Here is a 24,032-nt window from a genome sequence, read left to right on the forward strand (position 1 = left end):
CTGAAAGCGTGCCGCTGAAAGAGGACGGGCCCGGCGGCAAGCCGGGCCCGTTGTCTGTGCGGCGTGCGGGGGTCAGCGTCCGACCCGGGCCTCGATTTCGCTGGCCAGATCGGCCACCGAGGTGGCGTAGAAATAGCTGCGGTTGTACTTGGTCAGCGCGAAGAAGTTGGGCGTGCCCACGCGGTATTGCGCGGTGCCGCGGGCTTCTTCGACCAGGTCCACGACGCCCAGCGGCTGGTTGCCCCAGCCGGTGCTCGAGGCCCCGGGCTGCAGGCGCGCGCCCGCGGCGGTCAGGCTGGTCCAGCTTTGTTTGGGCTCCAGGCCGCCATCGACCAGCGCGGTGGGGTCCGCCGGCAGGGTCACCGGCGCAAATACCGGCAGGCCGCGCTGCCAGCCATGCTGCGCCAGGAAGCTGCCCACCGACATGATCGCGTCGCGGGTGTTGTTGGTCAGGTCGATATGGCCGCTGTCGTCGCCGTCCACCGCGTAGTGCTTGATGCTGGTGGGCATGAACTGCGGCATGCCGATGGCGCCCGCATACGAACCGCGGGTTTCGAGATCCAGCTTGCCGTTCATGACCAGCGTCAGGAAGTCGGCCAGCTGGCCACGGAACATGGTGGCGCGTTCGGGCTTGGCCGGGTCCGGGTAGTCGAAGGCCAGGGTAGCCAGCGCGTCAAGCACGCGGAAGTTGCCCATGTTGCGGCCATACAGCGTTTCAACGCCGATGATCGAGGCGATGATCGGGGCCGGCACGCCAAAGCGCTGCGCCGCCTGGTTGAGCTGGTCGCGGTGTTCGTTGTAGAACTCCACGCCCCAGCCGATGCGCTTGGGTTCCACGAAGCGCGAACGGTAGGTCAGCCAGCTGCGCCAGATTTTCTTGCCCGGGGGCGACGGCGCGATCAGGCGCGCCACCGTGGCGTTGTAGCGCGCGCCTTCCAGCGCCGACACCATCGGCTTGAGCGGCAGGTTGCGTTCGGCCGCCAGCGATTCGACGAAGGCGCGCACCTCGGGCCGCAGGGCGCCCGAGGGCGTCAGGGTGGCCGGGCCGTCATCCGCCACGTCGGAGCCGGGTGTCGGCGCGGTGGGTCCGATGCGGATGGGGGTAGTGCCAGTGGTCGCCGGTGCCAGGGCGGCGGTTGAATTCGGGGCGGTGGGAGCGGTGGTGGAACACCCGGCCAGGAGGGCCGTCAGGGTTCCGAGTTGCAGGATTCGCCGACAGATGAACATAATCTTCCTTATGGAGACCATGTATCTTACCCACCCGGCATGCCGCTTGCATGAAATGGGCAGTTGGCATCCGGAGAGCCCGCAGAGGCTGGATGCCATTTCCGACCAATTGCTCGCCAGCGGCTTGATGCCTTATCTGGACGACCGGCAGGCGCCCCAGGCGTCCCGCCACGACCTGCTGCGCGTGCACACTGTCCAGTATCTGGACAGTCTGCGCGAACATTCGCCGGACCACGGGTATTACCCGATAGATCCCGACACCCTCATGAACCCGCACACCTACGAGGCGGCGCTGCATGCGGCCGGCGCAGGGGTGGCGGCGGTCGACGCGGTGATGGGTGGCGAGGCCCGCACGGCCTTTTGTGCGGTGCGTCCGCCCGGGCACCACGCCTGCCGCTCGCAGGCCATGGGCTTTTGCTTCTTGAACAACGTGGCCATCGCGGCCCGCCATGCGCTGGATTTCCACGGCCTGTCGCGAGTGGCCATCGTCGATTTCGACGTCCACCACGGCAACGGCACCGAAGATGTCTTCGCGGGCGACGACCGCGTGCTGATGTGCAGCTTTTTCCAGCACCCGTTCTTTCCCAACAGCGGCACCGCCGACCCGGCCGCCAACATGCTGAACGTGCCGGTGGCCGCCTATACGACGGGCGCGGCCGTGCGCCCCATCGTCACCGATACCTGGCTGCCGCGCCTGGAAGCACACCGCCCGGAACTCATTCTGATATCAGCCGGCTTCGATGCCCATCGCGAGGACGATATGGGGCAGATGGGGCTGGTGGAGGCCGACTATGCCTGGATCACCGAGCAGCTCGTGGACGTGGCCGAACGCCACTGCCAGGGCCGGATCGTCAGCACGCTCGAGGGCGGTTACAACCTGTCCGCCCTGGGGCGCAGCGTCGTGGCGCATATACGGGCGCTGGCGAAGCTGTAGAATCAGGAAAAAATTGTGCAATGCGATCCCGGCGCATACGCCGGGTAATTAATTTCCATTTGGAGGCAGCGGGATGAAGGTGTTGGTACCTGTCAAGCGCGTCGTTGACTACAACGTCAAGGTGCGCGTCAAGTCTGATCAGACTGGCGTGGATATCGCCAATGTGAAGATGTCCATGAACCCCTTTGACGAAATCGCCGTCGAAGAAGCCACCCGCCTGAAGGAAAAGGGCGCCGTGGCCGAAGTCGTGGCGGTTTCTTGCGGCGTTGCGCAATGCCAGGAAACCCTGCGCACCGCCATGGCAATCGGTGCCGACCGCGGCGTGCTGGTCCAGACCGACGCCGAGCTGCAGCCGCTGGCCGTGGCCAAGCTGCTCAAGGCCTTGGTCGACAAGGAAAAACCGCAACTGGTGATCCTGGGCAAGCAAGCCATCGACGACGACGCCAACCAGACCGGCCAGATGCTGGCCGCGCTGCTGGACTGGCCGCAAGCCACGTTCGCCAGCAAGGTCGAACTGGCCGACGGCAAGGTCACGGTCACCCGTGAAGTCGACGGCGGCCTGGAAACCCTGACGCTCAAGCTGCCCGCCATCGTCACCACCGACTTGCGCCTGAACGAGCCGCGTTACGTCACGCTGCCCAACATCATGAAGGCCAAGAAGAAGCAACTGGACACCGTCACGCCGCAAGACCTGGGCGTGGACCCCGCGCCGCGCCTGAAGACCTTGAAGGTCAGCGAGCCGCCCGCCCGCAAGGCCGGCATCAAGGTGGCCGATGTCGCCGCCCTGGTGGACAAACTCAAGAACGAAGCGAAGGTGGTCTGAGATGACGACGCTGGTTATTGCCGAACACGATAACGCCCAGCTCAAGGGCGCAACCCTGAACGCCGTCGCCGCCGCCGCCAAGATCGGAGGCGACGTCCACGTGCTGGTCGTCGGCGCCAACGCCCGCGCCGTGGCCGACCAGGCCGCGCAAGCGGCCGGCGTGGCCAAGGTGCTGCTGGCCGACGCCCCGCAACTGGCCGACGGCCTGGCCGAAAACGTCGCGGCCCAGGTGCTGGCCGTGGCCTCGAACTACAGCCACATCCTGTTCCCGGCCACCGCCTCGGGCAAGAACGTGGCCCCGCGCGTGGCCGCCAAGCTCGATGTCGCCCAGATCTCGGACATCATCGGCGTGGAATCCGCCGACACCTTCCAGCGCCCGATCTACGCCGGCAACGCCATTGCCACCGTGCAATCGGCCGACTCGGTCAAGGTCATCACCGTGCGCACCACCGGCTTTGACGCCGTGGCCGCGCAGGGCGGTTCGGCTGCCGTGGAAGACATTGCCGCCGTGGCCGATTCGGGCCTGTCGAGCTTCGTCGGCCGCGAAGTCGCCAAGAGCGACCGTCCGGAACTGGCCGGCGCCCGCGTCGTCGTGTCCGGCGGCCGTGGCCTGGGCAGCGCTGAGAACTTCAAGATCCTGGATCCGCTGGCTGACAAGCTGGGCGCCGCGCTGGGCGCGTCGCGCGCAGCCGTCGACGCCGGCTACGCCCCCAACGACTGGCAGGTCGGCCAGACCGGCAAGATTGTTGCGCCGCAGCTGTACGTGGCGGTGGGCATCTCGGGCGCCATCCAGCATCTGGCCGGCATGAAGGATTCGAAGGTCATCGTGGCCATCAACAAAGACCCCGAAGCGCCGATTTTCGGCGTGGCCGATTATGGTTTGGTGGGTGATTTGTTCCAGGTCGTTCCCGAACTGACCGGCGCGCTGTAAGCCTCGATAATCCAGTGGTACCCAAAACCCGCGAACATTATGTCCGCGGGTTTTTTCATGGCCGGCTGACAATCGAAACTATTTGATATCGACCCACTAAAACTTTTGATCTTTGGAAAGATTCTGATAATGTGTTCCGCGCGCAGCTAGATTCGCGCAAGTGCTTGGCCTATACATAACGAAGGAGATTCGGGATGGAATGGTTCTTTGACACTCTGCGAAAATATCCGGAGCTTGCAATCTTCCTCACCCTGGGTCTGGGGTATTGGATAGGGGCCAAGAAAATATTCGGATTCAACCTGGGGGCGGTGACCGGCACCTTGCTGGTCGGCGTGCTGGTCGGCCAGCTCGACATCACCATCGCCCCTATCGTCAAGCAAGTCTTTTTCCTGTTGTTCCTGTTCGGCCTGGGTTATGGCGTCGGACCGCAATTCTTCCGTGGCATGAAAAGCGATGGCCTGCCGCAGGTCATCTTCGCCGTCGTCATCTGCGTCATCTGCCTGCTGGTCACCTGGGCGACCGCCGTGGGCTTTGGTTTTGACGCGGGTACCGGTGCGGGCCTGCTGGCCGGCGCGCAGACGATTTCAGCCGTGATGGGCGTGGCAACCGACACGATCAACGGCCTGGGCATCGATGCGGCGACCAAGAAGAAATGGATCGACAGCATTCCGGTGGCCTATGCCGTCTGCTACATCTTCGGCACGGTCGGCAGCGCCTGGCTGCTGGCATCGCTGGGACCCAAGCTGATGCGGGTGGACATCGTCAAAGAGTGCAAGGAGTACGAGGCCAAGATGTCCGGCGCTTCCGACTCGATGGAACTGTCCGGCTATCGCAAGTTCACGGCCCGCGCCTACAAGCTCGAGCACCTGGAATACGTGGGCAAGACCGTCGGCGAATTGGAATCGCACTTTGTCGAGGCGCGCGTGTTCGTCGAACGCATCCGCCGCGGCGACCAGATCATCGACAACGATTCCACCACCGTGCTGCAGGCCGGTGACGTGCTGGGCGTGACCGGCCGGCACGATGCGCTGGTGCTGCAGGCGGCCGGCATCATCGGCACCGAAGTCGAGGACCGAGACCTGCTCAACCTGCCCGCCGAAATCATCGAGGTGGTGCTGACCAACAAGAATCTGGCCGGCAAGACCGTCAAGGAGATTTCCGAGCTGGAGTCGGTCCGTCAGCTGGGCCGGGGCGTGTTCCTGCGCAAAGTGGTGCGCGGCGGGCACGAAATGCCGGTCAACTGGGGGCTGAAGCTGGACCGCGGCGATCACCTGTTCATCCTGGGCGCCAAGCGCGACGTGGAACGGGTGGTCGGCAAGGTCGGCTACGTGGACCGTCCCACCGAGCAGACCGACATGGTGTTCGTGGGCTTCGGCATCTTGCTGGGGGGCCTGTTCGGCACGCTGGTGCTGACCGTGAGCGGCATTCCCATCACCCTGTCGACCTCGGGCGGCTCGCTGATCGCCGGCCTGATCTTCGGCTACTTGCGGTCGGTGCATCCGACGTTCGGGCGGGTGCCGGAACCCGTGCATTGGTTCCTGACATCCGTCGGCCTGACGGCCTTCGTGGCGGTGGTCGGCATCAGTTCCGGGCCGGGCTTTGTGCTGGGCTTCCAGCAATTGGGCGCCAAGCTGTTCATCGCCGGCATCATCGCCACCAGCATACCGATGATCCTGGGGGTGTATATCGCCCGCTACGTGTTCAAGTTTCACCCCGCCATCGTGCTGGGTGTCTGCGCCGGCGCCCGCACCACCACGGCGGCCATCGGGCAGATCACCGAGACCGCCAAGAGCCAGGTGCCCGCGTTGGGCTACACCGTGCCTTATGCCATCGGCAACACCTTGCTCATCATTTGGGGCATCGTCATCGTCATGTTGATGACCTAGCGGCAAATCCCCGCTCGCGCAGCGCGAGCGGGGCATCAAGCGGATACGGGGGAAATCCCCGGCAAGCGCCTGTCAAATCGCAAACCAGGAGTACTGAATAATGGCTTCCACCGCGCCTCTCACCGTCAGCCTGGCCTCGGCCCTGAAAACCACCCGTTCCCGCCAGCGCGACCTGGAACAACTGTCGCCGTTCGAGCTGAAGGATTACCTGATCACCCTGGCCAAGGACAGCCAGCAGACCGCCGCGCTGACCATGCTGAACGCCGGTCGCGGCAACCCCAACTGGATCGCCACCGAACCGCGCGACGCGTTCTTCCTGCTGGGCCAGTTCGCCATGAAGGAAGCGCGCCGGGTACGCGATGACGTGATCCTGGCGGGCATGCCGCCCAAGAAGGGCTGCGCCGACCGGCTGCGCAAGTTCCTGTCCAAGAACAAGGGCGCCGCAGGGGCGGACTTCCTGGCCGGGGTGCTGGAGTATGGCGTCAAGATCAAGAGCTTCGTGCCGGACGAATGGATCCATGAGCTGACCGACAGCATCATCGGCGACAACTACCCGGTGCCGCCGCGCGCGCTGGTGCATCTGGAACAGGTGGTGCACGACTACCTGATCAAGGAAATGTGCGACGGCCAGCCGCCCAAGGGCAAGTTCGACCTGTTCCCGGTCGAAGGCGGCACGGCGGCCATGTGCTACATCTTCGACTCGCTGATGCAGAACGGCCTGCTCAAGCAGGGCGACACCATCGCGCTGTTCCTGCCGACCTTCACGCCGTATATCGAAATCGCGCACCTGGAGCGCTTCCAGTTCAAGATCGTGGCCATCAATGCCAGCAGCGTGCGCGCCGACGGCACCCATGACTGGCACTATCCGGCGACCGAGATCGCCAAGCTGGAGAACCCGAAGATCAAGCTGGCGGTGACGGTGAACCCCAGCAATCCGCCGTCGGTGGCCTTCAGCCCGGTAGAGATGAAGCAGATCGTGGGCCTGATCCGCAAGAATCCGGACCTGGTGCTGGTGACCGACGACGTGTACGGCACCTTCGTACCGAACTTCCGTTCGCTGATGGCCGAGGTGCCGCACAACACCATCTGCGTCTATTCGTTCTCGAAGAACTTCGGCTGCACGGGCTGGCGCCTGGGCGTGATCGCGACCCACGAAAAGAACACGATGGATCGCCGCATCGCCGAATTGCCTGCGTCGTGGAAGCAGCGCCTGAACAAGCGCTATGGCGCCATGACGATGGAGCCGGAAAAGCTTAAGTTCATCGACCGGATGGTGGCCGACAGCCGCAACGTGGCCCTGAACCACACCGCCGGCCTGTCGCTGCCGCAGCAGGTGCAGATGGGCTTTTTCGCCTTGTCGCACCTGCTGGACCTGAAGGATGCGTACAAGCACCTGACAATGCAGATCGTGCGAGCGCGCCGCGATGCGCTGTGGCGCGGCCTGGGGGCGCCGCTGCCGCCGGAAGATCCCATGCGCGGCTGGTACTACGTCGAGCTGGACTTCATGGTGTGGGCCAAGAACACCTACGGCGATGCCTTCTGCAAGTACATGACGACGAACTACGAACCGGTGGACTTCCTGTTCCGCCTGGCCGAGAGGTCGGGCGTGGTGCTGATGGACGGCGGCGGCTTCGGCGGCCCGCCTTGGTCCATCCGCATCTCGCTGGCCAACCTGGACGATGGCGACTATTCCAAGATCGGCAAGCACATGGTCGAGGCTGCCACGGAATACGTCGAAGCCTGGAAGGCCGGCCAACTGGTGCGTTCGGGCCCCACCGCGGGCAAGGGCCAGACGGTCAAGGCATCGGCGGCCAAGCGCAAGGCCGGCGACAAGGGCGCCGCCAAGAAGGCCGTGAAAAAAGCGGTGAAGCAGGCCGCCAAGGCGGAACGTTCCGCCAAGAAGGCCACGGCGGGCAAGTAGCCCCTAGCAGCAACCACCAGGGCGACATGACCTTATGACGTGCTCAGTCGGGTTTTTCAATAGCGTTCCCATCGCGGTGCTGTTCTTGACGGTGGGGTTGGGATACCTGATCGGCAAGCTCAAGGTCGGACCGATTCAATTGGGCGGCGTGTGCGGCACGCTGATCGTCGCCCTGTTGATCGGCCAGACCGGCTGCCAGATGCGCGGCGACCTGAAAGAGGTCGCGTTCGCCCTGTTCATCTTCGCCATGGGCTATTCAGGCGGGCCGCAGTTCTTTGCCAACCTGAACCGGTCCAGCCTGCGCTACATCGTGTTGCCGGTGATCGAAGCCTTGCTGGTGCTGACCATCGTGCTGGCGGCCGTGCCGCTGTTCGGGTTGGACGCGGGCACCGCGGCCGGCCTGGCGGCCGGTGCAGCAACCGAATCGGCGGTGGTGGGTACCGCCGCCGAAGCGCTCAAGCACCTGGGTCTGCCCGATGCCGACGTGCAGCGCATGGAAGCCAATATCGCCACGGCCTACACGCTGACGTATCTGGTGGGGCTGATCAGCATCGTCTTCTTTACCAGCCAGGTGGCGCCGGCCCTGCTGCGCATCAACCTGCGCGACGCCTCGAAGGCGCTGGAGGAAAAGCTGGGCGTGGCCTCGGGCGAAAGCGAAGACAGCAATTTGCCGACGCTGCCGCGTCTGGTGGGCCGTTCGCACGTGGTCAAGGATGCCGACGGCAAGACGGTGGCCGAGGTCGAGGCGGCTTTGGGCGGACGCACGGCCATCAGCCGCATCCTGCGCAATGGCGAGGCGGTCGAACCCGCACCCGAAGATACGTTGGCGACCGGCGATATCGTGGTCGTGCTGGGCCTGCGCCGCTTCGCATTGCGGGCCGGCTCGGTGATCGGGCCGGAAATCCAGCTGCCGGAAGCGCATGCCGACGACCTGCAACTGAGCGAACTGGCGGTCATCGTCAGCAAGAAGGCGGTCAACGGCCATACGGTGGGCGAGCTGGCCCAGCGGCCGGGGGCCAAGCGGGCCCGCGGCGTGTTCCTGCAATCGATCCAGCGGTCCGGGCATATGCTGCCGGTCACGCCCGCCACGGTGGTGCAGTACGGCGACCTGGTGACGCTGGTGGGCACCGAACCGGAACTGTCCGAGGCCGGGGCGGCGCTGGGCAACGAGCTGCGTCGCAGCGGCGTGACCGACCTGGTGTTCCTGGCGTTCGGCATCCTGGCCGGGTTGCTGATAGGCAGCCTGAGCGCGCGCCTGTGGGGCATTCCGGTTTCTCTGGGCAGCGGTGGCGGCGCCCTGGTCAGCGGCCTGGTGTGCGGCTGGATCAATGCCAAGCGGCCCGCGCTGGGCCATATGCCCGACCACGCGGTGCAGTTGCTCAAGGACCTGGGGCTGGCGGTGTTCGTCGCCTGCGTCGGCCTGTCGGCCGGGCCCGAAGCGGTGTCGCTGATCCGCGAGCATGGCGCCGTGCTGCCTTTGATCGGGCTGCTGGTGTCCCTGGGGCCGGCCTGCCTGTCGCTGTGGGTCGGCCACAAGCTGCTCAAGATAGAAGGGCCGCTGCTGGTGGGGGCCATCGCCGGCCAGCACGTCAGCACGCCGGCCATCAGCGCGATCCTGGGGGCGAGCGGCAGCGCCGTGCCGCTGCTGGGCTATACCGTCACCTACGCCATCGCCAACGTGTTGCTGCCGGTGCTGGGGCCGATTATCGTGTCGCTGGCGTATCACCTGAGCTGAGCAGGCCGCCGTGCGGCGCCGGTGATGCGGCGCGGTTGTCGCGGCGACTTTGCGAGCGGCGCGCCCGCAAACCGCGGTTGAGGGTTTAAGATCGGTTAGGGAAACCACCGAGACCGTCCATCGACCCGCGCCACGCGTGTCACCGAAGGCGGCGCCCCCCCGCATACCGCCGCGTCCGCCGTCACGGACGACAGGCTCATGGAGACACGATGCCCTACCTTACCCCGTTGCAGGATTTCCGCTTTGCGCTGAAAGAACTGGCCGGCCTGGACGACGTCCTGAAGCTGCCCGGCTTCGAAGAGGTGACGCCCGACCTGGTGGACGCCATCCTGGAAGAAAACGGCCGCTTCGTCGAGCAGGCGATTGCGCCGCTGAACGTGCCGGGCGACACCCGGCCGCCCGTCTGGAACGATGGGCACGTGACGGCGACGCCGGGCTACGCGCAGGGCTTCAAGGACTATGCCGCCGGGGGGTGGCAGGGCCTGCAGCATCCGCAGGCCTGGGGCGGGCAGGGCTTGCCCAAGCTGGTGGCGGCCGCGCCGGGCGAAAACATCCAGGCGGCCAGCCTGGCGTTCTCGTTGTGTCCGATGCTGACGGACGGCGTGATCGAGGCCATCCTGACGGTGGGGTCCGACGAGCAGCGCAAGAAGTTCGTCCCCAATTTGATCGGCGGCAAGTGGACGGGCACCATGAACCTGACCGAGCCGCAGGCCGGTTCGGACCTGGCGCAGGTGGCCACGCGCGCCGTGCGCCAGGAAGACGGCAGCTACCGGCTGTCGGGCCAGAAGATCTTCATTACCTACGGCGAACATGACCTGGCCGAGAACATCATCCACCTGGTGCTGGCGCGCACGCCGGACGCTCCGCCGGGGGTGAAGGGCATTTCGCTGTTCATCGTGCCCAAGTTCCTGGTCGGCGCCGACGGCAGCCTGGGCGCGCGCAACGACGTCTGGTGCGCGTCGCTGGAACACAAGCTGGGCATCCACGGCAGCCCCACCGCGGTGCTGCTGTACGGCTCGGGCAAGGGCGAGGCCGGCGAGGGCGCGGTGGGCTACCTGGTGGGCGAGCTGAACCGCGGGCTGGAATACATGTTCATCATGATGAACGCCGCCCGCTATTCGGTGGGGCAGCAGGGCATCGGCGTGTCCGAACGCGCCTACCAGCACGCGCTGGCCTATGCACGCGAGCGGGTGCAGGGGCGCGCGGTGGAAGGCTCGGCGGCGCCGGTGGCCATCGCGCGCCATCCGGACGTGCAGCGCATGCTGCTGACCATGAAGGCGCTGACCGAGGCGGCGCGGGCCGTGTCCTACGTGACGGCGGCGGCGCACGACAAGGGCACGCACCATCCCGATCCCGAGCAGCGCGCCCGCAACCGGGCGTTCTACGAATACATGGTGCCCATCGTGAAGGGCTTTTCGACCGAGTCCGCCGTCGAGGTGGCGTCGTTGGGCATCCAGGTGCACGGCGGCATGGGGTACATCGAAGAGACCGGGGCGGCGCAGTATTACCGCGATGCCCGCATCCTGCCCATCTATGAAGGCACGACGGCGATCCAGGCCAACGACCTGGTCAGCCGCAAGACGCAACGCGACGCGGGCGCCACGGCCTACGCCGCCATTGCGGCCATGCGCGAAACGCTGCGGGCGGTCGAGGCCGAATCCTCGCGCGCTTCGGGCGCCGAGCGCGATGGCCTGCGCTTGCTGCGCGACAACCTGGACAGCGCGATTCAGGCGTATGAGGCCGGCGTGGAATTCATACTTGAGCAATCGGCCGCGAACATCCGCGCGGTCTATTCCAGCAGCGTGCCTTACCTGATGCTGGCCGGCGTGGTGCATGGCGGCTGGCAGATGGCGCGCGCGGTGCTGGCATGCCGCCGGCGCCTGGCCGGGGGCTCGTCCGATCCGTTCCATCGCGAGAAGCTGGCCACCGGATTGTTCTATGCGGCGCACATCCTGCCGCGCGCCTTGGCGCTGTCCGCCGCGGTGCGTGCCGGGGTGGTCGCGGACGCGTGCGGGGCCGCTGCGAATATTGCATAAGGTTATATGCCTTGCGTATTTCCCCCGCAACAGGTTTGATGGAAGAATCGATTTCCGGGGCGGCCCTTGCCGCCACTGAAACGATTACCCGGTGGGTCCCGGGCCTGGAGACCCGCCGGTTCCGTAAACCTGAATGCGCACGCAGGAGACACCATGAGTCATCTACGCCTGGGCGATACCGCCCCCGATTTCGAACAGGAATCCTCGGCCGGCCCGATCCGCTTCCATGAGTATCTGGGCAATAGCTGGGGTGTCCTTTTCTCGCATCCGGCCGACTTCACGCCGGTCTGCACGACCGAGCTGGGCTACACCGCCAAGCTGGCCGATGAATTCGCCAAGCGCAACGTGAAAGTACTGGCCCTGTCCGTGGACGGCGCCGATTCGCACAGCAAGTGGATCGAAGACATCAACGACACGCAGTCCACCAAGGTCAATTTCCCGATCCTGGCCGACAAGGACCGCAAGGTGTCCGAGCTGTACGACATGATCCACCCGAACGCCAACGCCACCCTGACGGTGCGCTCGGTGTTCATCATCGATCCGAACAAGAAGGTTCGCCTGACCATCACGTACCCGGCCAGCACCGGCCGCAACTTCAACGAGATCCTGCGCGTCATCGATTCGCTGCAGCTGACCGACAGCCACAGCGTGGCCACGCCGGTCAACTGGGAAGACGGCGACGACGTGATCATCGTTCCGTCCCTGCAGGACGAAGCCGTGATCAAGCAGAAATTCCCCAAGGGCTACAAGGCCGTGCGCCCGTACCTGCGCATTACGCCGCAACCGAATAAGTAAATAAGAAAATCGTGCGCAAGGCGGCCCGCGCCGCCTTACCCGATTTCGGCGGGCAATGCCCGTAGCGCCGCGTTTTCCCCTGGGAAAGCGCGGCTTTTTTGCATTCTGGGGACGCCGCGCACCGCCGCGCTATATGCCTGGGAGCGATGAGCAATCAAAGAATGATTCGTTCCGTTCAGAACAGGCCCCCGGCAAACTTGCTTCCACATTGCCAAACACGGGAAGGGAGCAAGGAATGTCTTTCAGGAAAGCGGGTTGGTTGGCCGCCTTGGCCGCAGTGACGGTGTCCTTTGCCGCGATCGCGCCGGCCCAGGCGCAGCAGAAGCAGACCCTGTTGAACGTGTCCTACGATCCGACGCGCGAGCTGTACCGCGCCATCGATGACGCCTTCATCAAGCAATACAAGGAAAAGGCCAACGTCGATCTGACGATTCGCCAGTCGCACGGCGGTTCGGGCCGCCAGGCGCGTTCGGTCATCGACGGGCTGGAAGCCGACGTGGTGACGCTGGCGCTGGCCTACGACATCGACGCCATCGCCGACCGCGGCCTGGTGCCCGAGAACTGGCAGGCGCGCCTGCCGCAGAACAGCTCGCCGTACACCTCGACCATCGTGTTCCTGGTGCGCAAGGGCAACCCCAAGCAGATCAAGGACTGGGACGACCTCATCAAGGACGGCGTGCAGGTGATCACGCCCAACCCGAAGACCTCGGGCGGCGCGCGCTGGAACTACCTGGCGGCCTGGGCCTACGCGCTGGAAAAGAACGGCGGCAGCGAAGAGAAGGCGCGTGCCTACGTCGGCGACCTGCTCAAGCACGTGCCGGTGCTGGATACCGGCGCCCGTGGCGCCACCACCACCTTCGTCGAGCGCGGCGTGGGCGACGTGCTGCTGGCCTGGGAAAACGAGGCCTTCCTGGCGCTCGAGGAACTGGGTCCGGACAAGTTCGACATCGTGGTGCCGTCGCTGTCCATCCTGGCCGAGCCGCCCGTGGCCATCGTCGACAAGATCGTCGACAAGAAGGGCACCCGCGCCGCCGCGCAAGCCTATCTTGAATTCCTGTACACGCCCGCCGCGCAGGAAATCATCGCCAAGAACTACTACCGCCCGATCGACAAGACCGTGGCCGCCAAGTACGAAAGCAAATTCCCGAAGGTCAAGCTGGTGACGATCGACGACAAGATCTTCGGCGGCTGGCGCAAGGCGCAGAAGGATCACTTCAGCGACGGCGGCACGTTTGACCAGATCTACCAGCCGCAGAAGAAATAAGCGGACAACCAGCGGACGACGGCCATGACTTCAGCCTCGATTCCGACGGCAAAGGGCGCGCAGGCGCCTTTTGCCGTTCGGCGCAACAGCCCGGGCGTGCTGCCCGGTTTCGGCATTTCCATGGGCTACGCGGTGCTCTACCTGAGCGTGCTCGTGCTGATCCCCCTGGCGGCACTGCCCATCAAGAGCGCTTCGCTCGGTTGGCAGGGCTTCTGGGATGCGGTGACGGCGCCGCGCGTGGTGGCGTCGTATCAGCTGACCTTCGGCGCGTCGCTGCTGGCGGCGGTGGTGAACCTGGTGTTCGGCACCATCGTGGCCTGGGTGCTGGTGCGTTATCGCTTTCCCGGCAAGAAGATCCTGGACGCCCTGGTCGACCTGCCGTTCGCCTTGCCCACCGCGGTGGCCGGCATTGCGCTGACGGCGCTGTATTCCGAAAAAGGCTGGCTGGGCGCACCGCTGGCCGAGTGGTTCGGTCTGAAAGTGGCGTTCACGCCGCTGGGTATCGTGATTGCGCTGATCTTCATCGGCGTGCCGTTCGTGGTGCGCACGGTGCAGCCGGTGCTGGAAGACGTCGAACGCGAGATCGAAGAGGCCGCGGCCAGCCTGGGCGCCGACCGCTGGCAGACCATCCGCCGCGTGCTGCTGCCCACGATCCTGCCCGCGCTGATGACCGGGTTCGCGCTGGCGTTTGCCCGTGCGGTGGGCGAGTACGGATCGGTGGTGTTCATCGCCGGCAACATGCCGATGGTGTCCGAGATCACGCCGCTTCTGATCATCGCCAAGCTGGAGCAGTTCGACTATGCCGGCGCCGCAGCGATCGCGACCGTGATGCTGGCGTTGTCCTTCGTGCTGCTGCTGGTCATCAATCTGCTGCAGGGCTGGCAAGCCCGTCGCGGCTTGGGGAGACAGGCATGAGCGCTATAGACCGTCCGGCCCACCTGACCGAGCCGCGCTGGGTGCGCGGCGTGCTGCTGTTCCTGGCGTTGGGCTTTCTGACGCTGTTTCTGCTGGTACCGCTGGCCGCCGTGTTCATCGAGGCGTTCCGCAAGGGCTGGCAGCTGTATCTGGACGCCATCGTCGAGCCCGATGCCTGGTCGGCCATCAAGCTGACGTTGCTGGTGGCGGCCATTGCGCTGCCGGTGAACCTGGTGTTTGGCGTGGCCGCGGCCTGGGCCATCACCAAATTCCAGTTCCGCGGCAAGCAGTTCCTGATCACCCTGATCGACCTGCCGTTTTCGGTGTCGCCGGTGGTGGCGGGGCTGGTGTTCGTGCTGCTGTTCGGCACCCAGGGCTGGTTCGGCGGCTGGCTGCAGGACAACGACATCAAGATCGTCTACGCCGTGCCCGGCATCATCCTGGCCACGCTGTTCGTGACCTTTCCGTTCGTCGCGCGCGAGCTGATTCCGCTGATGCAGGCGCAGGGCAGCGAAGAAGAGCAGGCCGCGCTGACGCTGGGCGCCAGCGGCTGGCAGATCTTCTGGCGCGTGACGCTGCCCAATATCAAGTGGGGCCTGTTGTACGGCGCGATTCTCTGCAATGCGCGCGCCATGGGCGAGTTCGGCGCGGTGTCGGTCGTGTCCGGCCAGATCCGCGGCCTGACCAATACCATGACCCTGCATGTCGAGATTCTCTACAACGAATACCAGTACTCGGCGGCGTTCGCGGTGGCCTCGCTGTTGGCGCTCCTGGCGCTGGTGACGCTGGTGGCCAAGAACGTGGTCGAGTGGCGCAACGCGCGCTATCTGCGGGCGGCGGAACTGCCGGTCGAATATCCCGGGCCCGTGACGGCCATCAAGCCGGCCGCCGCCTGACGCGGCCGGCCAGACGGAGACAAGCATGAGCATCGAAGTTCGCAACCTATCCAAGCGTTTCGGCCAGTTCCGGGCGCTCAACGACGTATCCCTGCACATCGAGACCGGCGAGCTGGTGGCGCTGCTGGGGCCTTCGGGCTGTGGCAAGACCACGTTGCTGCGCATCATCGCGGGGCTGGAAGCGGCCGACAGCGGCAGCGTGCTGTTCGCCGGTGAAGACGCCACGTCGGTGGACGTACGCCAGCGCCAGGTGGGATTCGTGTTCCAGCATTACGCGCTGTTCAAGCACATGACCGTGTTCGAGAACGTGGCCTTCGGGCTGCGGGTCAAGCACCGCTCGCAGCGGCCGTCGGAAGACCAGATCCAGCGCAAGGTGCACGACCTGCTGGGGTTGGTGCAGCTGGATTGGCTGGCGGACCGCTATCCGGCCCAGCTGTCGGGCGGCCAGCGCCAGCGCATTGCCCTGGCGCGCGCCTTGGCGGTCGAGCCGCGCGTGCTGCTGCTGGACGAGCCGTTCGGCGCGCTGGACGCCAAGGTGCGCAAGGAACTGCGCCGCTGGCTGCGCCGGCTGCACGATGAACTGAACGTGGCCAGCGTGTTCGTCACGCATGACCAGGAAGAAGCGCTGGAAGTGGCCGACCGGGTGGTGCTGATGAACGCCGGCAAGATCGAACAGGTGGGCACGCCGCGCGAAGTCTGGGAAGGCCCGGCCACGCCGTTCGTCTACGGCTTCCTGGGAGACGTGAACCAGTTGCAAGGCGTGGCCAGCCGCGGCGTCTGGGAAGGCGCGGGCCTGTCGCTGCCGGCGCCCGAACTGGCGCAGGCCGAAAACCAGCGCGCCACCGCCTACGTGCGGCCGCACGAATTCGATATCGAGCGCTATCGCGCGGGCGGCGACGGCATCCCGGTGCGCCTGGCCCATGCCTACCTGGCCGGCCCCAGCGCGTACCTGGAACTGACTCGCCAGGATTCCGACGCCATCCTCGAAGCCGAAGTGCCCGAGCACCTGTACCGGGAACTGGGGCTGCAGGACGGTGAAACCCTGCTGGCGCGTCCGCGCCGGGCGCGCATTTTCGCGGTGCAATCATGACGGCAACTGAACTGGCCCCGCAGGCCGCACGGGATGCCGAGCCGGCGCTCGCGGCGCGCTGGGCCGAACTGATCACCAGGCTGGCGGACATTCGCCAGCGCTATCCCGACGCCGCGCTGGCCTCGTCGCTGGCGGCTGAGGACATGGTGCTGACGCATGCCATCTATGACGCCGGGCTGGACCTGGAGGTCTTCACGCTGGATACCGGCCGGCTCCACGCGGAAACGCTGGGCGTGCTGGACGCCGTGCGCGAGCGCTATGGCCGTGACATCACCGTGTACCGGCCGGTCGCCGAGGCGGTCGAGCGCCACGTGGCCGAACACGGCGCCTTTGCGTTCTATGAAAGCGTGGACCTGCGCAAAACCTGTTGCCAGATCCGCAAGGTCGAACCGCTCAAGCGCGCGCTGGCCGGGCGGGGCGCCTGGATCACGGGCCAGCGGCGAGCGCAGTCGACGACGCGCGGCGAACTGCACCTGGAAGAAGACGACCAGACCTTCGGCCTCTACAAATTCAACCCGCTGGCCGACTGGAGCGAGGCGGACGTCTGGGGCGCCATCCGCGCCTTGGGCATTCCGTACAACCCGCTGCACGACCAGGGCTACCCGTCCATTGGCTGCGAACCCTGTACCCGCGCGATCCGTCCAGGCGAAGACCTGAGGGCGGGGCGGTGGTGGTGGGAATCGTCCGATTCCAAGGAATGCGGCCTGCACGCTGGCAACCGCGTCGTCAGCGTCGTGCCGGCGCGCACGTGACGCCCGCCGCTCATCAGAAATCTGTTTTAGGGGAATACCTATGTCCGCAGTGATCCAACGCAGCCACCTGGACTGGCTGGAATCGGAAGCCATATTCATCATGCGCGAGGTGGCCGCGGAAAGCGAAAAGCCCGTGCTGCTGTTCTCGGGCGGCAAGGACTCGGTGGTGCTGCTGCGCCTGGCCGAGAAGGCTTTCCGCCCCGGGCGCTTTCCGTTTCCGTTGATGCACATCGACACCGGCCACAACTTCGACGAGGTCATCGCCTTTCGCGATGCCCGCGCCGCCGAGCTGGGCGAGACCCTGATCGTGCGCAGCGTCGAAGATTCGATCAAGCGCGGCAGCGTGGTGCTGCGCCGCGAAACCGATTCGCGCAACGCCGCCCAGGCCGTGACGCTGCTGGAAGCCATCGAGGAATTCGGCTTTGACGCCTGCATCGGCGGCGCCCGCCGCGACGAGGAAAAGGCGCGCGCCAAGGAACGCATCTTCTCGTTCCGCGACGAGTTCGGCCAATGGGATCCCAAGGCCCAGCGTCCGGAACTGTGGAACCTGTTCAACACGCGGGTGCACCGCGGCGAGAACATGCGGGTGTTCCCGATCTCGAACTGGACGGAGCTGGACGTCTGGCAGTACATCCAGCGCGAGCAGCTGGCGCTGCCGCCGATCTATTTCAGCCACGAGCGCGAGGTGGTCCGGCGCAAGGGGCTGCTGGTGCCGGTCACGCGCCTGACGCCGCCGCAGGACGGCGAGACGGTCGAGCGCCTGCCGGTGCGCTTTCGCACGGTGGGCGATATCTCGTGCACCTGCCCGGTGGCGTCCGACGCCGCCGACACCGCCGCCATCATCGCCGAGACGGCCGTGACCGACATCACCGAGCGCGGCGCCACGCGCATGGACGACCAGACTTCCGAGGCCTCGATGGAGCGCCGCAAGAAAGAAGGCTATTTCTGATTGCACGAGCGGCCGGCGCAGCGCCGGCCACAGGGGACGCACATGAATGCAGTAAACGATTCTTTTCTTTCGGGCGCAGGCACGGGCGTGCTGCGCCTGATCACGGCCGGTTCGGTCGACGACGGCAAATCGACGCTGATCGGCCGCCTGCTGTATGACAGCAAAGGCGTGTTCGCCGACCAGCTGGATGCGATCTCGCGCGCCAAGTACAAGCGCGTGGCCGAAGGCGGCATCGACTTCTCGCTGCTGACCGACGGCCTGGAGGCCGAGCGCGAGCAGGGCATCACGATCGACGTGGCGTACCGCTACTTTTCAACACCGGCGCGCAAGTTCATCATCGCCGACGCGCCGGGCCACGAGCAGTACACGCGCAACATGGTGACCGGCGCGTCCACCGCGGACGTGGCCGTGATCCTGATCGACGCCACCCGCGCTGCCGATGGCAAGCTCTTGCCGCAGACCAAGCGTCACAGCACCATCGCTCGCCTGCTCGGTATCCGCCACATCGTGGTGGCGGTCAACAAGATGGACCTGGTGGACTGGGACCGCGCGGTGTTCGAACGCATCCGCGACGCCTATGCCGACCTGGCGGGCAAGCTGGGCATCGCGCACTTCGACGCGCTGCCGCTGTCGGCGCTGAACGGCGACAACGTGGTGACGCTGTCGGACAAGACGCCCTGGTACACGGGGCAGCCGCTGCTGACGCTGCTGGAATCGCTGGACCTGTCCGGCGATGGCCGCAGCGGCCCGCTACGCTTTCCGGTGCAATGGGTGGCGCGCCACGACGGTGATCGCAAGGAAGACTTCCGCGGCTATGCCGGCCGCATCGCCAGCGGCGTGCTGCGCCCGGGTGACGAGGTCACGGTGCAGCCGTCGGGCGTGTCGGCGCGCGTGCGCGAAGTGCGCGTGTTCGACCGCGTGCTGGATGAAGCGGTGGCGGGCGATTCGGTCACGCTGGTGCTGGATCGCGATGTCGACGTGTCGCGCGGCGATGTGATCGTGCACGCAGCCGCGCAAGCGCAAGTCGCGCGCGAGTTCGAAGCCGAGCTGTGCTGGCTTGACGCGCAACCGCTGAACCCGGCGCGCAAGTACTTGCTCAAGCACGGCACGCGACTGACGTCGGCGAAGATCCGCGCGGTGCTGTCGCATCGTGATATCCACGAGCTGCAGGAAGTGCAGAACACGGAAGGCACGCTGCGCATGAACGACATCGGCCGCGTCACGTTCACCACGCGCGAAGCGTTGGCGGTCGATCGGTACGACGATGTCGCGGCCACTGGCGCCTTCATTTTGATCGACGAGGCCACGCATCAGACGGCGGCGGCGGGCATGCTTCGGTAAACCGCAAGCGGGCCGGGAAACAACACCCCTGCAGCCCCGAAAAGGGGTGTTGTTTTTATTCCAAACCCAATGCTGGTGCGGGTTTCCGGGTGATATCGCAAGATGAAATCGAATTGTCCGGACGGCGTCTTCGTCTTGCGGTAAAGTGGGGCTGTCTTACGAAAAGGCTTTTGGTGCTTGTCAAAACCACTGTGTTTTTGTACAGTAGTTTTCATGGCACGCACCGATCATTCTTTTCCCGCCGGTTCTGGGTCCCCGGCTGCCGCCCCCGCCGCCTTGCGCGGTCGGGGTGCGGTTACTAATGTTCGGCATCGCTTTCAGCGCGATGACCGCGTGCAGGTCGACGACGGCTGGTCCGCTTCGGGTCTCCCGGCTGATTTCGTCGATGCTGTCCCCGATATTTCCCCCAAAGTCATTCCCATCCTGCCCGACGCCCGACTGGCGCCCGCGGCCCCCAAGACGACCGTCACGGCCGAAGAAGCCCGCAAGATCCTGTCGCGCAACGATTCGCCCGACATTCCCTTCGATGTGGCGGTCAACCCGTACCGGGGATGCGAACACGGCTGCGTCTACTGCTACGCCCGGCCCACGCATTCCTACCTGGGCTATTCCCCCGGGCTGGACTTCGAAACCCGCCTGGTCGCCAAGGCCAATGCGGTAGAGGCGTTGCGGGCCGAAATCAGCCGCCCGGGCTACAAGCCGTCGCCCATCAATATCGGGTCGGCCACCGACGCCTACCAGCCCATCGAACGCGACTGGCGCCTGACGCGCGGCATGCTCGAACTGATGCTGGAAACCCGGCACCCGGTCACCATCGTCACCAAGAACGCCCTGGTCGCCCGCGACCTGGATCTCCTGGCCGCGCTGGCCGAGCAGAAGCTGGTGGTGGTCTACATGAGCATCACCACGCTGGATGCTGGCATGGCCCGCACGCTGGAACCGCGCGCCGCCGCGCCCTGGCGCCGCCTGGAGGCCGTGCGCAACCTCACGGCCGCCGGGGTGCCTGTAGGGGTGCTGGTGGCACCCGTGATCCCGTTCATCAACGACGACGCCATGGAACACATCCTGCAGGAATCCAAGGCGGCCGGCGCGCACTATGCCAGCTACACCGTCATCCGGTTGCCCTGGGAAGTCAAAACCCTGTTCGAAGACTGGCTCAACGCCCACTACCCGGATCGCGCCCAGCGCGTGCTGCATCGCATCGAAGACCTGCGTAATGGCCGCCGCAACGATCCCAACTTCGGCTCGCGCATGCGTGGCACCGGCATCTGGGCCGACCTGCTGCGCCAGCGGTTCGCGGTGGCCACGCGCAAGCTGGGCCTGAATCGCCATCGCCTGGCGCTGGATGCCGACCGTTTCCAGCCGCCCTTGGCGGCCGGTGGCGCCGGCGCCTTGTTTGCAACGGCCGCAGAGGCGGCCCCCGTTTCCCTATCCCCGGTTGGCGCGAAAGCGTCTTCAGGGGTCCCTTTTTCCGGCACCCCGTCCGGTGCCACGCCCAGCCGCTCACCGGCGGTCGGCACCTTCGGGCGCGGCGAACGCCAATGGCGCGCCGTGGCTGCCGGGCAGTTGTCCTTGTTTGACTGACGCCATGGCGCCGGACGGCCCTTGTCGTTCGCCCGACCTTGTTCGCCCGAGTCCGTTGTTGTTGCCCGTCGATTCTGACTGTCGTTTTTACCGCGCTACCAAGGAGTTCCTATGAACACCGCTCAACTCTCCGTCCTGCCGGACGATCTTGCCGCCGTATCGCTGACCCCGCTGCGCCGCGCCGTGCAACGTGTCCGCACGTTCGGCACCCGTTTCAGCGAACTGGCCATGCCCTGGACGGCAGCGCCCGAGGCGCGGGGGCGGGCGATGGACCTGACGTTGGGGGCGGGCGGCGTCGCGTCGGCCGGGACGGCCGCGGCCGATACCGGCAAGGGCAGCCGCTCCGGCACCTTGCCGGGCAAATGGCCGTTTCCGCCGGCCGCGGCCGAGGTGACGGCGCCCGCTGCCGGCAACGTCGTGCGCGGCCCGCGCGAGCGCAGCCTGGGCAACGCCACGGTCGAACCCGTATCCGATCAGGTCAGCGTCAAGAGCATGGTGGTGGATGTGGTGCTGGTGCTGGCGTGGGGCGCCATGATCCCCGCGCTGATGTGGTTGGGCGCGGCCGGCGGATTCTGATCCCCGCCGGGGTCAGGTCGACCCCAGTAGCACCACGCCGGCCAGAATCGCCAGGCAACCGGCCAGCCGGCCCGGGCCCACTTTCTCGCGCAAGAGGAACATGCCGGCCAGGGTGCCGAGCATCATCGACATTTCCCGAGCGGGGGCCACGAGGCTGAGCGGCGCGCCGTTGCGCAAGGCATACAGCACCAGGATGTACCCCAGCGGCGACAGCAGGCCTACCGCCAGCGCCAGGTGCCAGTGGCCGCGCATGGATTCCCAGGCCTGGGTGCGTCGGCGCAGCATGTGGGGCGTCATCATGGTGGTGCGGGTCACGCAGGTGAACCAGTCGAACAGCACCGGGCTGATCAACAGTACCTTCACGCCGTAGGCGTCCACCACGGTGTAGGCGGCGATGAACAGGCCGATCACCATGCCCCAGCGCACGCCCACCCACGCCTGGGCGTTGCGGAAAATCGACAGCCGTCCCTGGGTGGCAATCAGCAGCACCCCGATCACCACGCACAGCATGCCGGCAATGCCGGTGCCGGTGGCGGGTTCTCGCAGCAGCAGAAAGGCGCCGGTGGTCGAGAGCAGGGGGCCGGTACCCCGGGCAATGGGGTACACCACCGACAGGTCCGCCACCTGGTAGCCGCGTTGCAGGCACAGGCTGTAGCCCAGGTGCAACAGGCTGGACGTCAGGATCGCCGCCACCACGGGCCAGGTCCATGTCATGCCGTCGTGCAGCAGCACCCAGATCACCCAGGGGGCATACAGCACCGAGGCGCACAGCCCGTAGGCAAACACGAAGGGAGCGCCCACCATGGCCGCGCGCTTGGCGAGGAGATTCCACGTGGCGTGGGCCATCGCCGCCAGGACGACCAATATCAGGGACGAATACGACATGGGGAAAGACAGCGTCTTGTGACGTGTTTGTTACAGGAACTGCTAGGGTACCGCAAAGCGGTGGGCAGGCCGCCATGTTACCTGACGCTCCGGGCAAATTTTGGTGTAGAATCATCGGTTTGCCAAATCTCATCCTCTGCTTGCGGTACATGGTCAATGGGTTCCAACAGGATTCCAACGACCCGATCAACACTAAAACGACATTGACTGGCAAAGCGTTTTTAGTCCGCAAGGCACGATGATCTAGGAGTTCTCATGAACCTTATCGCTATCCTGGAACAGGAAGAGATTGCCCGCCTGACCGGCGGCCAAGCCAAGCCTGAATTTGCTCCCGGTGACACCGTCATCGTGAGCGTGAACGTCGTTGAAGGCACCCGCAAGCGCGTGCAGGCCTTCGAAGGCGTCGTGATCGCCAAGCGCAACCGCGGCCTGAACTCCGCGTTCACCGTGCGCAAGATTTCGTCGGGTGAAGCCGTGGAACGTACGTTCCAGCTGTACTCGCCGCAAATCGCCGGCATCGAAGTCAAGCGCCGCGGCGACGTGCGCCGCGCCAAGCTGTACTACCTGCGCAACCGCTCGGGCAAGTCGGCACGTATCAAGGAAAAGCTGGTCAGCAAGCAAGCCTCGGCGGCTTGATCGCTTATCGGCACACGGCCCTACCAGTGTCGGACGCACACGCCATCCAGCGTTTTCGTTCGGCACGGGTTTCCGGGTTAAAAAGGCACCTGCGAGGGTGCCTTTTTCTTTTTGAAAAGCCGAATGTCTGATTCCTCGTCTTCTGCTCGGCCCAGGCGGCCGCTGGCGCGTCCCGGATTCGATCCGGCGTCGCAGCCATGGGTTGTCGCCAACGATTCCCTGCCGGCGGTGCCCGCCAATCTGCTGACGCCCGACTTGCTGCGCGGCACGCTCAGCCAGCCGTCCACCTGGACGCTGGAACTGTCGCGCGACAACGATCTGCGCTATCCCGGCCGCGAAGGCGTGCCGGTGCCGGCAGCCGTGCTGATTCCACTGGTGACGCGCACCGATGGCGTGCACATCATGCTGACCCAGCGCGCCGCGCATCTGCACGACCATGCGGGGCAGGTCAGCTTTCCCGGTGGCCGCATCGAAACCAGCGATGCCACGCCGATTGCCGCGGCGCTGCGCGAGGCGCAGGAAGAAACCGGCTTGCCGGCCAATCACGTCGAGGTGCTGGGCAGCATGCCGCCCTATCTGACGGCCACGGGTTTTTCGATCATTCCGGTGGTGTCGCTGGTCACGCCCGGCTTCCAGCTGGCGCCCGACGCGTTCGAGGTGGCCGAGGTGTTCGAAGTGCCGCTGTCGTTCCTGATGGACCCGTCCAACCACCGCCTGTACGAGGCGCGGCTGGACGATGGCCGGGTACGCCACTACTACGGCATGCCCTACGGCCGGCACTTCATCTGGGGCGCCACGGCCGGCATGCTGCGCAACCTATACCACCTGCTGCGCAACGGCTTTCAGCCGCGCTGAT

At 65.8% G+C, this 24,032-nt stretch carries 22 protein-coding genes; 19 read left to right on the forward strand and 3 right to left on the reverse strand.

Annotated elements, in window-relative coordinates; translation table 11 throughout:
* Positions 1-72: 72 nt before the first annotated feature.
* On the reverse strand, positions 73-1,227 hold the full coding sequence (gene mltB, locus U858_RS0126655; protein ID WP_025140174.1) for a lytic murein transglycosylase B: 1,155 nt from the start codon (positions 1,225-1,227) through the stop codon (positions 73-75).
* A 10-nt stretch (positions 1,228-1,237) separates the two neighbouring features.
* Here mltB and U858_RS0126660 point away from each other — a divergent pair, with 10 nt between their 5' ends.
* The 15 genes from U858_RS0126660 to U858_RS0126730 all read left to right on the forward strand — a co-directional run bounded on the left by U858_RS0126660 (position 1,238) and on the right by U858_RS0126730 (position 19,495).
* Positions 1,238-2,161, forward strand: coding sequence for a histone deacetylase family protein (locus U858_RS0126660; protein WP_025140175.1), 924 nt, complete (start codon positions 1,238-1,240; stop codon positions 2,159-2,161).
* A 73-nt stretch (positions 2,162-2,234) separates the two neighbouring features.
* Positions 2,235-2,984 carry an electron transfer flavoprotein subunit beta/FixA family protein gene (locus U858_RS0126665; protein WP_025140176.1) on the forward strand — a complete coding sequence of 250 codons (750 nt, stop codon included), beginning with the start codon at positions 2,235-2,237 and terminating at the stop codon, positions 2,982-2,984.
* A 1-nt stretch (position 2,985) separates the two neighbouring features.
* On the forward strand, positions 2,986-3,915 hold the full coding sequence (locus U858_RS0126670) for an electron transfer flavoprotein subunit alpha/FixB family protein (protein ID WP_025140177.1): 930 nt from the start codon (positions 2,986-2,988) through the stop codon (positions 3,913-3,915).
* 194 nt (positions 3,916-4,109) lie between these two features.
* Entirely contained in the window at positions 4,110-5,801 is a 1,692-nt protein-coding gene (gene aspT, locus U858_RS0126675; protein ID WP_025140178.1) for an aspartate-alanine antiporter, read from the forward strand.
* Positions 5,802-5,901: 100 nt separating this feature from the next.
* On the forward strand, positions 5,902-7,722 hold the full coding sequence (locus U858_RS0126680; RefSeq protein ID WP_025140179.1) for a bifunctional aspartate transaminase/aspartate 4-decarboxylase: 1,821 nt from the start codon (positions 5,902-5,904) through the stop codon (positions 7,720-7,722).
* 34 nt (positions 7,723-7,756) lie between these two features.
* On the forward strand, positions 7,757-9,457 hold the full coding sequence (gene aspT, locus U858_RS0126685) for an aspartate-alanine antiporter (RefSeq protein WP_025140180.1): 1,701 nt from the start codon (positions 7,757-7,759) through the stop codon (positions 9,455-9,457).
* Between the two features lie 209 nt (positions 9,458-9,666).
* Positions 9,667-11,493: an acyl-CoA dehydrogenase gene (locus U858_RS0126690; protein ID WP_025140181.1), complete on the forward strand. Its 1,827-nt coding sequence runs from the start codon at positions 9,667-9,669 to the stop codon at positions 11,491-11,493.
* 153 nt (positions 11,494-11,646) lie between these two features.
* Entirely contained in the window at positions 11,647-12,288 is a 642-nt protein-coding gene (locus U858_RS0126695) for a peroxiredoxin (protein ID WP_025140182.1), read from the forward strand.
* 235 nt (positions 12,289-12,523) lie between these two features.
* Positions 12,524-13,552: a sulfate ABC transporter substrate-binding protein gene (locus U858_RS0126700; RefSeq protein WP_025140183.1), complete on the forward strand. Its 1,029-nt coding sequence runs from the start codon at positions 12,524-12,526 to the stop codon at positions 13,550-13,552.
* Between the two features lie 24 nt (positions 13,553-13,576).
* On the forward strand, positions 13,577-14,467 hold the full coding sequence (gene cysT / locus U858_RS0126705) for a sulfate ABC transporter permease subunit CysT (RefSeq protein WP_025140184.1): 891 nt from the start codon (positions 13,577-13,579) through the stop codon (positions 14,465-14,467).
* Positions 14,464-15,363, forward strand: coding sequence for a sulfate ABC transporter permease subunit CysW (gene cysW, locus U858_RS0126710; RefSeq protein WP_025140185.1), 900 nt, complete (start codon positions 14,464-14,466; stop codon positions 15,361-15,363). Before cysT ends, cysW begins: the two co-directional genes overlap by 4 nt.
* 25 nt (positions 15,364-15,388) lie before the next feature.
* Positions 15,389-16,453, forward strand: a complete 1,065-nt coding sequence (locus tag U858_RS0126715) for a sulfate/molybdate ABC transporter ATP-binding protein (RefSeq protein ID WP_025140186.1) — start codon at positions 15,389-15,391, stop codon at positions 16,451-16,453.
* On the forward strand, positions 16,447-17,205 hold the full coding sequence (locus U858_RS0126720; protein WP_025140187.1) for a phosphoadenylyl-sulfate reductase: 759 nt from the start codon (positions 16,447-16,449) through the stop codon (positions 17,203-17,205). The genes U858_RS0126715 and U858_RS0126720 overlap by 7 nt, the downstream gene beginning before the upstream one ends.
* 40 nt (positions 17,206-17,245) lie before the next feature.
* Positions 17,246-18,154, forward strand: coding sequence for a sulfate adenylyltransferase subunit CysD (gene cysD, locus U858_RS0126725; protein ID WP_025140188.1), 909 nt, complete (start codon positions 17,246-17,248; stop codon positions 18,152-18,154).
* Positions 18,155-18,196: 42 nt separating this feature from the next.
* Positions 18,197-19,495: a sulfate adenylyltransferase subunit 1 gene (locus tag U858_RS0126730; protein WP_025140189.1), complete on the forward strand. Its 1,299-nt coding sequence runs from the start codon at positions 18,197-18,199 to the stop codon at positions 19,493-19,495.
* On the opposite strand, the gene U858_RS35765 is transcribed toward U858_RS0126730, so the two are convergent.
* A complete protein-coding gene (locus tag U858_RS35765) occupies positions 19,465-19,710 on the reverse strand; it encodes a hypothetical protein (protein ID WP_157838861.1) in 246 nt (81 codons plus the stop codon). The genes U858_RS0126730 and U858_RS35765 overlap by 31 nt on opposite strands.
* Between U858_RS35765 and U858_RS0126735 the strand changes: the two genes are divergently transcribed.
* Positions 19,709-21,079, forward strand: a complete 1,371-nt coding sequence (locus U858_RS0126735; protein WP_025140190.1) for a PA0069 family radical SAM protein — start codon at positions 19,709-19,711, stop codon at positions 21,077-21,079. The genes U858_RS35765 and U858_RS0126735 overlap by 2 nt on opposite strands.
* Positions 21,080-21,190: 111 nt before the next feature.
* Entirely contained in the window at positions 21,191-21,655 is a 465-nt protein-coding gene (locus tag U858_RS0126740) for a hypothetical protein (protein WP_025140191.1), read from the forward strand.
* 12 nt (positions 21,656-21,667) lie between these two features.
* Here the strand turns inward: U858_RS0126740 and U858_RS0126745 are convergent, their stop codons facing one another.
* Entirely contained in the window at positions 21,668-22,540 is an 873-nt protein-coding gene (locus U858_RS0126745) for a DMT family transporter (RefSeq protein ID WP_025140192.1), read from the reverse strand.
* Between the two features lie 255 nt (positions 22,541-22,795).
* On the opposite strand from U858_RS0126745, the gene rplS reads away from it, so the two are divergent.
* Both rplS and U858_RS0126755 read left to right on the forward strand, forming a co-directional pair.
* Positions 22,796-23,176 (forward strand): 50S ribosomal protein L19, encoded by a 381-nt coding sequence (gene rplS / locus U858_RS0126750; protein ID WP_006218237.1) that lies wholly within the window; start codon positions 22,796-22,798, stop codon positions 23,174-23,176.
* Between the two features lie 123 nt (positions 23,177-23,299).
* Positions 23,300-24,031, forward strand: coding sequence for a CoA pyrophosphatase (locus tag U858_RS0126755; protein ID WP_025140193.1), 732 nt, complete (start codon positions 23,300-23,302; stop codon positions 24,029-24,031).
* Position 24,032: the final 1 nt, after the last annotated feature.

Source organism: Achromobacter sp. DH1f (genome assembly GCF_000633435.1).
In the GTDB taxonomy this organism is placed as follows: Bacteria; Pseudomonadota; Gammaproteobacteria; order Burkholderiales; family Burkholderiaceae_B; genus Achromobacter; species Achromobacter deleyi.